The sequence below is a fragment of the Streptomyces sirii genome (assembly GCF_045690365.1).
Classification (GTDB): domain Bacteria; phylum Actinomycetota; class Actinomycetes; order Streptomycetales; family Streptomycetaceae; genus Streptomyces; species Streptomyces sirii.
Window position 1 is genome coordinate 4,227,115 of the sequence record NZ_CP147982.1, and the last position, 11,901, is coordinate 4,239,015.

Here is an 11,901-nt window from a genome sequence, read left to right on the forward strand (position 1 = left end):
CCGCCTCCCCCCGTGTCATGACCGTCTATCGATACACACATGACAGGTGGGCTGGTGCGGCGCTACCTTCACAGGGACGACGAAGCACATCAGGAGGGTCCCCTTGCAGCATCGAGCCGATCAGCGCGCTGGACTCGCCTATGGCGTCGCCGCCTACACCATGTGGGGCCTGCTGCCCCTCTACTGGCATCTGCTGGACACCGTCGCGCCGTCCGAGATCCTGGCCCACCGGATGGCGTGGTCGCTGCCCGTCGCCGTCGTCATCCTGGCCGTGCTGCGCCGTTGGGCCTGGATAGGCCCGCTGCTGCGGCAGCCCAAGCGACTCGGCCTGGTCCTGGTCTGCGCCGTGGTCATCTCGGCCAACTGGTTCCTCTACATCTGGGCGGTCAACGCCGGGCATGTCCTGGAAGCGTCGCTCGGCTACTTCATCAACCCCCTGGTCAGCATCGCCTTCGGCGTGCTCGTGCTGCGTGAGCGGCTGCGGCCGCTGCAGTGGACGGCCGTGGGCGTGGGCGCCCTGGCCGTCGTGGTGATGACCGTCGCCTACGGCAAGGTGCCCTGGATCGCGCTCGGCCTGGCCTTGTCCTTCGCGACGTACGGGCTGGTCAAGAAGGGCATCAAGCTCGACGGCATCGAGGGCTTCAGCGCCGAGACGGCCATGCAGCTGCTGCCCGCGCTGGGCTTTCTGATCTACCTCGGAACACAGGGCCGGTCCAGCTTCGTCAGCGGCGGAGTGGGCCAGGCGCTGCTGCTCTCGGCCTGCGGAGTGGCGACCGCGGTGCCGCTGATCTGCTTCGGCGCCTCGGCGGTACGGCTGCCGCTGACCGTGATCGGGATGCTGCAGTACCTGGCGCCGACCTTTCAGTTCGCGCTGGGGCTCCTGGTCTTCCACGAGGAGATGCCGCCGGAGCGCTGGGCCGGCTTCGCGCTGGTGTGGGTGGCTCTGGTGGTGCTGACCTGGGACGCGCTGCGCACGGCGCGGCGGGCGCGGACGCAGCTGGCCGCCGCAGCGGCCCGCGCGGGCGAGGCGGCCGCGACCGAGGCGCTGGCGTCGGCGGCACAACCCGCCACCGCGCAGCCCCCCGGCCTCAAGCCGTGATGTCGCGGGTGGTGAACCGCGCCCAGGCCGCCGCCCCGAACACCGCCGCGTAGAGCGCCTGCAGGCCGAAGTTCTTCTGCAGCTGGTCCCAGTAGACCGGGTCGCGCAGCAGGTCCGCGAAGGACAGCCAGTAGTGCGGGAAGAGGTACGGCTGGATGGCGTCCAGCTGCGGGATGGTGTCCAGGATCTGCACGGTGATCAGCAGCCCGACCGTGGTCGCCATGGCGGAGATACCGCTGCTGGTGAGCGTCGAGATGAACAGGCCGACGGCGGCCACGCCCGTCAGGGACAGCGCCACCGCTCCCGCGATGGCCAGCGCCCGCAGCAGCCCCTCGGCGAAGGACACGGTCGTGCCGGAGAGCAGAGTGATCTCGCCCAGGGGAAAGAGCAGAGCGCCGGTCACCAGCGCGAAGAGCGCCACGACCAGGGTGCCCACCAGGCAGAACGTCATGGCCGTGGCGAATTTGACCAGCAGCAGGCGGCTGCGGCCCGCGGGGGCGACCAGGAGGTAACGCAGCGTCCCGCCGTGCGCCTCGCCGGCTATGGAGTCGCCCGCGATCACTCCGATGGACATCGGCAGGAAGAACGGCAGCGTCACCGCGAGCGAGGCGAAGACCAGGAAGAGGCCGTTGTTGCTGACCTGGGAGATGAACGCCGGGCCGCCCGCACCGCCGCCGCCCGCCCCGCCGTCACCGGTCTCGATCTTGACGGCGATGCCGACCAGGACCGGTACGCCGGCGAGCACCGCCAGCAGCGCCAGGGTGCGCCAGCGCCGGAAGGTCATGGTGATCTCGCTGCGCAGCAGGCCCAGCGACCACAGCGGTCGGGGCCGGCGCGGCACCGCCTCAGCCTGCGACATCGAATCCCTCCCCGGTCAGATGCACGAAGACGTCCTCCAGCGAGGCGCGTTCGGTGCCGAAGGCGCGGACCCGGACTCCGGCGTGCACCAGGGCGGCGTTGACATCCGCCGGCTCCAGGGGCGCCTGATCGCCCGGCCGGTCCGAAGGACCAGCCGGCAGGTCGCCCGTCACCCGGTCGTCGGTGACCTGAAGTCCGGTCACACCGTGCTCCTTCAGCACCCGCACCGCGTCCGCCCCGTCGGGAGTCGTCACCGTCAGCCGGCCGTGGCCGTGCGGCCCGAGGACCGTGGCGGAGAGGTCGGCGACCGTGCCCTGGGTGATCAGCCGGCCGCGGGCCATCACCGCGGCATGGGTGCAGACCTGCTCGATCTCGTCGAGGAGGTGGGAGGAGAGGAAGACGGTCGTACCGTCGGCGGCCAGTTCCCGGACCAGGGTGCGGATCTCCCGCATGCCCTGTGGGTCCAGGCCGTTGGTGGGCTCGTCGAGCACCAGCAGCTCACGGGGCTGGAGCAGCGCCGCGGCCAGTCCGAGGCGCTGCTTCATGCCGAGGGAGTAGGCCCGCGCCTTCTTGCCGGCCGCGGCGGCCAGGCCCACCCGTTCCAAGGCGCTGCCGACCCGCTGCGTGCGCGTACGGGGGTCGGCGCCGGGGTCGGCGGCGTCGAAACGCCACAGATTGTCGCGGCCGCTGAGGAAGCCGTAGAGCGCCGGCCCCTCGATGAGGGCGCCGACCTTGGGGAGCACCCGGCGGCCCGCGGCGGGCATCGGCTGCCCGAGCACCCGGGCGCTGCCGGCGGTCGCGTCGATCAGGCCCATCAGCATGCGGATGGTGGTGGTCTTGCCGGAGCCGTTGGGGCCGAGGAAGCCGAAGACGCTGCCGCGCGGTACGGCCAGATCAAGGCCGTCGACGGCGAGCTGGCCACCGCGGTAGGCCTTGGTCAGCCCCCGTGTCTCGATCGCCCGGTCCCCGGCCGGCGGGTCGTCGGAGGCGGACGGGCGCGCGCCGGCGGCCCCCGGGGCGGGCGGCTGTCGCATCGGCTCCCCCAATGTCGTACGGCTGGCCTGCGGGCCGCGCCGCGCCACCCGGGTAGAGGCGGCGCGGCGGTCCCTGGTGCTGTGGCGGCCCGTTACTTGGCGGCGTTGGCCGCGTCGATCAGGGCCTGCTTGTCGACGGCACCGACGTAGATCGTGCCGTTGTCCGTTATCAGGGCGTTGACCAGGCGGGTGCTGAAGATCCGGCCGGTGCCGAAGGAGCCGCTGGCCTTGTCGCCGAGGCTGTCCAGGAACTTGCCGACGTCGCCGCCCGCGCCCTGGTCCTTGCCCGAGGGCAGGCCGGGGCCGGCGCCCTTGATCGTGGCGATGGACGTCCAGCCCTTGCCGATGACGTTCAGCCCGCCCAGGTCCTTCTCGACGTCCTTCATGCCCTTGCGGGACCCGAAGTCCTTGGCGCCCTTGCCGTGTTCGCGCTCGGCCTTCGCCCGCTCCTGGTCGCCGTTGACGACCTCGGCGCCCTTGGGCGGGGTGAAGGAGAACAGGCTCGCGGCGGGCTTGGCGAAGTCGACATCGGTGTAGCCGACGTCGATGGCGGCCGCGCCACCGCTCTTGGGGGTCAGGGTGAACTTCAGCGGGACGCCGTTGGCGGCGTCCACCGCGACCCGGATCGAGCCGACCGTCGAAGCGGCCTGCTTGGGCTTGATCAGCAGCTGGTAGGCGTCCCGCCCGGCGACCTTGGCGGTGCCGTCGACGGTGACCGAGGTCGTGTCCCCGGCCGCCTCCAGGGCCTGCTTGGCCAGGTCCTGCGGGGTGGCGTTCTTCAGGTCCTTGGGGAGGTCCTTGGGCGCCTGGCGCTGCTTGCCGTGCCGGCCGGCGTCCGGCGCGGTGCTGTGGACGGCGGTGTTGCTGCCGCTGTCGTACGCCCAGACGTCGTTGCCGTTGTGGACGAGGCTGTACTCGGCGGCCTTGTCGACGATCGACAGCCGCTGCTTGTCGGGGCCGTCGGCGGCGACGCGCAGCGTGTGCGCACCGGACGCCAGCTCCATCAGCTTGCTCTCGGGCGCCGCGGACGCGCCGTCGCCCTTCTTCTCGCCGCCGCCCTGGCCGCCGCCGAAGCCGCCGGCCCCTCCGGCCATGCCCGGCAGGGCGGGCAGGCCAAGGTCGGTGGTGATCCGGACCGTGCCGGAGAGCTGCTGGACATCCGACTTGGCGATCTTGGCGATCAGGTCCTGTGCCGAGATCTTCGGCAGGTCCGGAGAGCCGCCGGCGAACGCCGGGACCAGCCCGATCGTGGCCGCCGCCACTCCCGCCACCGCGACCGGCACGGCGTACCGCACCGCTTTACGGCGCTTCGGGGAGTGTCCCCCGTCCCCTTCGGTGACCTCTGTCGGTTCGTACCGTGGCATCTTGCCTACCTCCGTCGTATGCGGCGGTTGCTGCGCTGTCCGCTCGCCCACCCCTGGGCTCAAGGTGACCCGTCCGCCGCGCTCTGGTGCTTTCCATCTCACCAAAGCCCGCGGCGTATCGCGTCAGCCCGCGGGGCCAACTCGTCGTACTGCTGAGGTATGACGCCGGGTCACCGCACGGCGTTGCACGTACGACGGGAGTCTGATCACTCCCTAGGGGACGGACGGGCGACCCCTCAGGGTTCTGCCCGCCCAACGTCACCCGGCTCGGTGCACCACCGCGTCGCAGAGCCCCTCCAGGGCCTCCTTGGCCGGGCACTGCGGCAGCGGCGCCAGCATCGCGCGGGCCTCCTCCGCGTAGCGCACGGTGTCCCGGCGGGCCTCTTCGAGCGCCGGGTGGGCGCGCAGGCCGGCCAGCGCCTCGGCGTGCCGGGCGTCGTCGGTGAGATCGCCGGACAGCAGCTCGCACAGCGCGCGGTCCTCCGGCGTGCCGGAGGCGCTCTCGGCCCGCGCCCGCAGATGCAGGACGGGCAGCGTCGGGATGCCCTCGCGCAGGTCCGTGCCGGGCGTCTTACCCGATTCGTGCGAGTCGCTGGCGATGTCGAGGACGTCGTCGGCCAGCTGGAAGGCCGTGCCCAGCCGCTCGCCGTACTGGGTGAGGATGTTGACCGTCGCCTCGTCGGCGCCCGACATCATCGCGCCGAAGCGGCAGGCGACGGCGACCAGCGAACCGGTCTTGCCGGCGAGGACGTCCAGGTAGTGGTCGACGGGGTCCCGGCCGTCGCGCGGCCCCGCGGTCTCCAGGATCTGGCCGGTCACCAGACGCTCGAAGGCCTCGGCCTGGATCCGGACCGCCTCGGGGCCGAGGTCGGCGAGGATGTGCGAGGCCCGGGCGAAGAGGAAGTCACCGGTCAGCACCGCGACGGAGTTGCCCCAGCGGGCGTTGGCGCTGGCCACGCCGCGGCGCACATCCGCCTCGTCCATCACGTCGTCGTGGTAGAGCGTCGCCAGATGCGTCAGCTCCACGACGACGGCCGAGGGCGCCACGCCCGGGCTGTGGGGGTCACCGAACTGGGCTGCCAGCTCCACCAGCAGCGGCCGGAACCGCTTGCCGCCCGCGCGCACGAGATGCTGCGCGGCTTCGGTGATGAACGGCACGTCGCTCTTGGTGGCCTCCAGCAGGCCCTCCTCGACAGCCGCCAACCCGGCCTGGACATCGGCCTCAAGAGCCTGGTCCCGCACGCTCAGCCCGAAGGGCCCGACGACGGTCACGAGGGGTACTCCTGTCTGCTGACGATCAAACTGAATGTCGATCTGTCGCTGTCTCCACCATTGGCCAGCGTATCCGGTCTCAGTTCGATCACAGTGAGCGCCCGCCCCCCGAACCGCCCGCGAAGCGCGGCGGCCCCCGGCCGGTACGTTGCGGATCACCTTTTGATGCGGGTTTGACTCCGGTCAACGGGGCAACAAAGGCATCCGGTTTCCCACCCACCCCACGAGCCACAGCCCTGATCTAAGAGCCGAATACCCGCCCCTAAAGAGGCGTTCTTCAGCCATCCTCACGGGCCACTCGCGCCTTCCCCCAGAGGCGACGGCGGGACTTCATGACTCCTGGGGCGCCCGGCCGGGCACCTGCCCGGACGCCCCTGCCGGTCACCCGTACGCCCGCGCCACCGCCCGCGCCAGCCGGGGCGAGGCGAACTCCGTGCCGCAGACGAAGCGCATCACCGGGCCGAACGAGGCGGCCGCCGGCAGCCCCGTGAAGTACAGCCCCGATACCGACGAGCCGAAACCGGCGTCCAACAGGGGCCCGCCGGCCCGCATCACGATCTCGGTGCGCAGCCCCTGGCCCAGGAAGTCCAGCGCCGCAAGGTCCATCCGGTAGCCGGTCGCGGCCAGCACATGGTCGGCCGCGAGCTCCCCGCCCTGGCCGTCGGCGCCACGCAGCGCCAGTACGGGACGGCCGTCGCGCACCGTCGCCCGTACGATCCGCCGCCCCTGCGTGACCTGCGCCCGGCCGGCGAAGCGGTCCCGCAGCCACCAGGCGCCCAGCGGGCCGAGCACCCTGCGCACCAGGTACCGGCGCAGCGACGCCGGCAACCGCCGGAACGCGTCGGCGTGGTACGACAGCGCATACAACGACCAGGCGTTGCCGAACGGGGACGGCGGCCGCAGCCGCGGCTGACGGTCCGGTGGAGCGCCGAAGCCCACGGCTGCGGACCCACGCGCCACCACCCTTACGGACGCCGCGCCCGCCTCGGCCAGCAGCACCGCGCTCTCCAGGGCCGACTGCCCCGCGCCGATCACCACCACCTCCCGGCCGGCCAGCGCCGACAGGTCGTGGTGCTGCGAGCTGTGCGAGACGGGCCCGGTGGCGGACGGCCCGTCCGGGATCGCGGCGGCCAGTTCCGGCGGCAGGTGCGCCAGACCGCTCAGCCCGGTGGCGACGACCACGGCCCGTGCGCCGAACTGCTCACCGCTGTCCAGCTTCAGCTCGAAGCCGTCGGCCCGCCGGTCGACCGAGACCACCCTGACCTGCTCCAGATCCGGCAGCAGCCGCTGCTGCACCCACTGGCCGTACCGGACGAACGCCTCCACCGGGATGATGTCCCAGTCCGACTCGTAGCGGCGCCCCTCCCCCGTGGCCGCGCAGTAATCACCGAGGGTGTGCCCGCCCTGCGGGGCGTGGATGGTGGAGGCCGCGGGCGTCGACTTGAGCAGCATGCCCGCGGGCATCTGCGCGTGCCAGCTCACCATCGGGCTGCCGAAGACCCGCACCGGCAGGCCGCGCGCCCGTAGGTGCGCGGCCGTCGACAAGCCGTACGGGCCGGCCCCGATGACCGCTACCGGAGTGCTCACTTGGGTTCCTCCCCTTGCCTAGGTGGTGCGTCGGTGCCCGCCCGGCGACCCGCCCGGCGCAGCTGCATCAGGTATTGGGCGCCCGGCCTGACGGACCGCGCGAGCATGGTGAAGAACGGCAGCGGGTCGTCCCCGGCGAGCCAGGCCAGTTCGGTGCCCGAGGCCCGCGCCGGTACGTGCGCGGTGCCCGAGCCGCCGCGCCGGTAGGCGACCAGCGCGGGCAGATCGACGTTCTCGACGACGAAGCGGCGCCCGGCCCGCTGGGCGCCTTCGGGGACGGTGCGCCCGGTGAGGTACAGGTGCTGGGCGCGTACGACATCGACACCGGCGGTGCTCTCGAAGAGCCGGAACTGCGCGCCCATACGGGGGTTGAAGTCCAGCAGCCGGTACCGGCCGTCGCGGCGGTCGAACCGCCAGTCCAGGTCGGCGATCCCGGTGAACCCGATCCGCTGGATGAACTGTGCGGACGCCCTGGCGAGTTCGGGGTTGTCGACGACATACGCGCAGGCCGTCATGCCGGCGTGCGGTGGCCAGGAGCGCACCTTGACGCCGGTGAACAGCGCCAGCGGCGCGCCGTCCGCGCCGAAGCAGCCGTGCACGATCCAGTCCTCGGCCTGCTCGCGGGGCAGGTACTCCTGGAGGACCACGCTGGGCCGCGGCCCCCAGCCCCGCGCCAGGTGGAGCAGTTGCCCCGGCCCCTCTATCCGGGTCGTGCCGGCGACCGCGGGGCTTCTGCGCCGTACGAACGCCTCGCGGTTCTTGGCCACCACCGGGAAGCGCGCCTGCCTGGCGTACGCCTCGATCTCCCCGTAGGACGTGGGGAAGGCGGCCGCCGGCGAGGGCACGCCGTGCGCCACGCACAGCTCGTGCAGGCCCTGCTTACTGGCCAGCTTGCGCGGCAGGTCCGCCGCCCCCCGCGGGAAGAGAAACGATCCGGCGAGCGCCTCGGCATGCTCGGCGATCAGCACCGCGGCCTCTTCGTCGGTGGGGATCAGCACCGTCCGCCGGCCGATCCGGCGGCCGATCCGCAGCAGCCCCGCCACCAGGCGGTCCGGCTCCTCGCGCCCGGTGGTCGGCCACACGAAGCGGCCGCGGAGATAGCGGGAGGCCGCCGCCGGCGTGAAGCGGTCCTCCGTCACGGCGTACATGGGGACACCGAGCCGCCCCAGGCTGCGAATCGCCCCCACACCGCCGTGATGCAAGGGGTAAGCCCCGATCTTCACGATCAGCCCCGGAACACTCCGGTCGACCGCGAGCCGTGCGCCATTGCGAGCCACGTGTCCCCCCAACGGAACTGCCCCTCCCCGGCCCGTGCCAGGAAAGGAAGCTAGGACCGAATTGCATAGGGCGGCAAGACCTTTCCGGACATTGCCAATACTTGGGGCGTACCGGGCTACGGCCGCGGGCCGACTTCCTACGCATACGCCGCGCTCGCGCCCCGCGACCGCCCCACCGAGCGGCCCCGCCCATCCGATCGGCCGACCGGCACCTCGGCCGCACCGACCGCCGCCCGCTCGCCCGGCGCAACCGTCCGCGCGAGTTATCCACAGGCCTCTTCACCGCGACGTGCCCGGCCGTACTCTGATCAACACAGCCACCGGCTCGGGGCGCACCAGCCCCCGGACGGCCCGGCTGCCCACCGGCGACGACGAACGCGAGGAGCTGTCCATGCCCGAGCAGAGCCCGTTCGAGCTGGCGGAAGGCGATCCCTTCGGCCCGCACAATCTCCCTTACGGCGTCTTCAGCACCATCGATGCGCCCGACCAACACCGCATCGGCGTCCGCTACGGCGCCCATGTCCTCGACCTGAGCGCCCTGCCCAGCGCCCTGCCGGCCGCCATCCATCCGCACGCCGAGCTCCTCACCGCGCCGACCCTCAACCCCCTCCTCGCCGCCGGCCGGCCCGTCTGGCAGCAGATCCGCGCGGCCGTGCACACCGCCGTGACCGACCCCGCGCACCGCGACGAAGTGGCGCCGCTGCTCCACCCGTTGGAGGAGGTCACCCTGCACCTCCCCTTCGAGGTCGCCGACTACGTCGACTTCTATTCCAGTGAGTACCACGCCACCAACGTCGGCCGGATCTTCCGCCCGAACGACGCGGGACTGCCGCCCAACTGGAAGCATCTGCCGATCGGTTACCACGGCCGGTCGGGCACCGTCGTCGCCACCGGCACCCCGGTGGTGCGGCCCAACGGCCAGCGCAAGGCGCCCGCGGACGAGGCCCCGACCTTCGGCCCGTCCGCCCGCCTCGACATCGAGGCCGAGGTCGGCTTCGTCGTCGGCACGCCCTCCACGCTCCATGAGCCCGTCGGCCTGAGCTCCTTCCGTGACCACGTATTCGGCGTCTGCCTCGTCAACGACTGGTCCGCCCGCGACGTCCAGGCCTGGGAGTACGTGCCGCTCGGCCCGTTCCTCGGCAAGTCCTTCGCCACTTCCGTCTCCGCCTGGATCACCCCGCTCGACGCCCTCGACGAGGCCCGTACGCCACCTCCCGCCCGGGACGTCCCGCCGCTGCCCTACCTCGACGACTCGGGCGTGGAGCCGGGCGGCTTCGACATCCGCATGGAGGTGCGGATCAACGACGAGGTCGTCTCGCGGCCCCCGTTCGCCAGCATGTACTGGACAGCCGCCCAGCAGCTTGCCCATATGACCGTCAACGGTGCCTCCCTCCGCACCGGCGATCTGTTCGCCTCCGGCACGGTCTCCGGTCCCGACCCCGATCAGCTCGGCTGCCTGCTCGAACTCACCCAGGGCAAGGGCCCCTACCTCCAGGACGGCGACGAGGTCACCCTCACCGCCTGGGCCCCGGGCCCCGGCGGCGCCCGGATCGAGCTGGGCGAGGTCACCGGCCGCATCCTGCCCGCACCCGCGGTGGGGACACCGTAGTGATATGACCGACGCGCCCCTCACCCTCGCCGAGGAGCTGCTGCTGCTCGCCCTCGACCCGGCCCGCGGCCGCCCCCTGAACAACCCCCGGTACCTGCGGTACGGGCTGGCCGGTGCGGCGCTGGCCGACCTGGAGGCGACCGGGCGGATCGCGGTCGAGCGCGGCGACCGCGTCAGGGTGGCCAATCCACTGCCGCTGGGCGACCCGATACTCGACGGCGCCCTGGCAACGCTGCCCGCCGCCGCCAAGGGCGGCCGGGGCGTCAGGGCCCACCGCTGGGTACGCGGCGCCGGCCGCCCCGTCCAGGAGCTGTGCCTGCGCCGGCTGGAGGAGCGCGGCGCACTGCGCAGACAGACCCACCGCGCCCTGGGCCTTTTCCCATACGAGCGCTTCCCGTCGGGCGCGGTGGACCTGACCGGTCCGGCCCGCGCCCGCTTCAAGGCCGCGGTCGAGGCCAGGCTCCCCGACCGGCGCGCCCGCCTCCTGGCGGCGTACTCCTCGGCGACGGGTCTGGACGCCAAGCTCCTGCCGGGCAGCTCCTTCCGCCCACTCCGCCGCGATCTGCGACGCCTGGCCAAGGAGGAGTGGACAGCGCACGCCGCGTTCCGCGCAGTCCAGGACGACCAGAGCGCCGGGGGCGGGGCTTAGGGCGGACGAGGGCCGGAGAGTGCGATGCGTCCGCCGGTGGCCGCGGCGGAGGGCCTGACGGAGCGCCTGGCAGGGTCCTGGCCGCGGCCCTGACAGAGGGCCCGGAGTGGACCTGGCAGGACCCTGGCAGAGGTTCCGGCGGCGGGCCTCGGCAGAGGTCTTGGCGGAGCTTCTGGCGGTCGCGGTTGCCTCGGCAGCGTCTGCTGGAGCGGGAGGTGGAGGGGTGGGGTGGGGAGGGGGCGGGGGGAGAGGAGCCCCTAAGGCAGTAGCTGTGCGCCCCGCCCCCTCCCCGCCCCCAACCACTCAGCCCATCCCAACCCAGCCCGTCCCCCACCACTCAGCCCAACCCAACCCAGCCCGCTCCCGGCCCACTCCCCCTGCTCTCCCCCCCACCCACGCCCCCTGCTCTCGCCAACACCCGCTTCCCTCCTCACCCGCGCCGCGTCCCTGCCCTCGCCCAGGCCCGCTCCCCCGGCCCGCTTTCCCCTACCCTCACCCCCCGCCCACTTCGAACCCTTTACTCCCTATCGCCCCATTTCTGCGTCACAGCCCCACACCAACTCCGTACCGGCGTTGCCGCAATACGGTGACGGGACCGAGAGCCGTGGAGGGCACTGCTAGCCTCACGTCTCCCTGTCCCACAACGGAGGAGACGTACGTGCGCAAGGCAGCGCAGATCGCCGGGGCGGCGGCCATCGCCGCGATGCTGCTCAGCGGTTGCGGAAGCAGCGGCGGCAACGGCAGCGACAGCAAGCCGAGCAAGACGCCGGAGGCCGCGCCGTCGACTCCGGGAGACGCCGACAAGCCCGCCAGCCCCACCGCGATCGAGGGAGCCTGGAAGGCCGGATCGGACAGCAGCCCGCTGATCCTCGTGATCAAGGAGGGCACGGTCGCGTTCAGCAACGGCCACAAGGCCGCCTGCCTGGGCAAGGTCCAGACGATGGCCGGAATGACCATGGCCGCGCTCAAGTGCACCGACGGGGACACCACCCGCACCATGGGCACCCTCAAGCCCGGTTCGGACGGCAAGACCCTGACCGTCGACTGGAAGAGCGGCCCCACCGAGAAGTACACCAAGTCCAGCGACGGCAGCGTGAAGATCCCGGACATGCCCGAGCTGCCGAGCGGTATGCCCAAGAGCTGACCGCGGCC

10 protein-coding genes are annotated in these 11,901 nt (G+C 72.5%); 4 read left to right on the top strand and 6 right to left on the bottom strand.

The window, feature by feature from the left end; translation table 11 throughout:
- The first annotated feature begins 103 nt into the window (after window positions 1–103).
- Complete coding sequence (gene rarD, locus WAB15_RS18895; RefSeq protein WP_407286957.1) at window positions 104–1,099, top strand: EamA family transporter RarD; 996 nt, start codon at window positions 104–106, stop codon at window positions 1,097–1,099.
- Here the strand turns inward: rarD and WAB15_RS18900 are convergent.
- The 6 genes from WAB15_RS18900 to WAB15_RS18925 all read right to left on the bottom strand — a co-directional run bounded on the left by WAB15_RS18900 (window position 1,089) and on the right by WAB15_RS18925 (window position 8,362).
- Window positions 1,089–1,958, bottom strand: coding sequence for an ABC transporter permease (locus WAB15_RS18900; protein WP_399146506.1), 870 nt, complete (start codon window positions 1,956–1,958; stop codon window positions 1,089–1,091). The genes rarD and WAB15_RS18900 overlap by 11 nt on opposite strands.
- Window positions 1,945–2,991 carry an ATP-binding cassette domain-containing protein gene (locus WAB15_RS18905; RefSeq protein ID WP_407286958.1) on the bottom strand — a complete coding sequence of 349 codons (1,047 nt, stop codon included), beginning with the start codon at window positions 2,989–2,991 and terminating at the stop codon, window positions 1,945–1,947. The genes WAB15_RS18900 and WAB15_RS18905 overlap by 14 nt, the downstream gene beginning before the upstream one ends.
- Window positions 2,992–3,083: 92 nt before the next feature.
- Window positions 3,084–4,355 carry an outer membrane lipoprotein carrier protein LolA gene (locus WAB15_RS18910; protein ID WP_399146504.1) on the bottom strand — a complete coding sequence of 424 codons (1,272 nt, stop codon included), beginning with the start codon at window positions 4,353–4,355 and terminating at the stop codon, window positions 3,084–3,086.
- Window positions 4,356–4,613: 258 nt separating this feature from the next.
- On the bottom strand, window positions 4,614–5,627 hold the full coding sequence (locus tag WAB15_RS18915; RefSeq protein ID WP_399146503.1) for a polyprenyl synthetase family protein: 1,014 nt from the start codon (window positions 5,625–5,627) through the stop codon (window positions 4,614–4,616).
- A gap of 381 nt (window positions 5,628–6,008) precedes the next feature.
- A complete protein-coding gene (locus tag WAB15_RS18920; protein WP_407286959.1) occupies window positions 6,009–7,214 on the bottom strand; it encodes an FAD-dependent oxidoreductase in 1,206 nt (401 codons plus the stop codon).
- Window positions 7,211–8,362 carry an ATP-grasp domain-containing protein gene (locus WAB15_RS18925; protein ID WP_407286960.1) on the bottom strand — a complete coding sequence of 384 codons (1,152 nt, stop codon included), beginning with the start codon at window positions 8,360–8,362 and terminating at the stop codon, window positions 7,211–7,213. The genes WAB15_RS18920 and WAB15_RS18925 overlap by 4 nt, the downstream gene beginning before the upstream one ends.
- Window positions 8,363–8,882: 520 nt before the next feature.
- Between WAB15_RS18925 and fahA the strand changes: the two genes are divergently transcribed.
- The 3 genes from fahA to WAB15_RS18940 all read left to right on the top strand — a co-directional run bounded on the left by fahA (window position 8,883) and on the right by WAB15_RS18940 (window position 11,893).
- Window positions 8,883–10,100, top strand: coding sequence for a fumarylacetoacetase (gene fahA, locus WAB15_RS18930; protein WP_407289251.1), 1,218 nt, complete (start codon window positions 8,883–8,885; stop codon window positions 10,098–10,100).
- 4 nt (window positions 10,101–10,104) lie between these two features.
- A complete protein-coding gene (locus WAB15_RS18935) occupies window positions 10,105–10,749 on the top strand; it encodes a GPP34 family phosphoprotein (protein ID WP_407286961.1) in 645 nt (214 codons plus the stop codon).
- A 658-nt stretch (window positions 10,750–11,407) separates the two neighbouring features.
- Window positions 11,408–11,893: a hypothetical protein gene (locus tag WAB15_RS18940; protein ID WP_399146499.1), complete on the top strand. Its 486-nt coding sequence runs from the start codon at window positions 11,408–11,410 to the stop codon at window positions 11,891–11,893.
- Window positions 11,894–11,901: the final 8 nt, after the last annotated feature.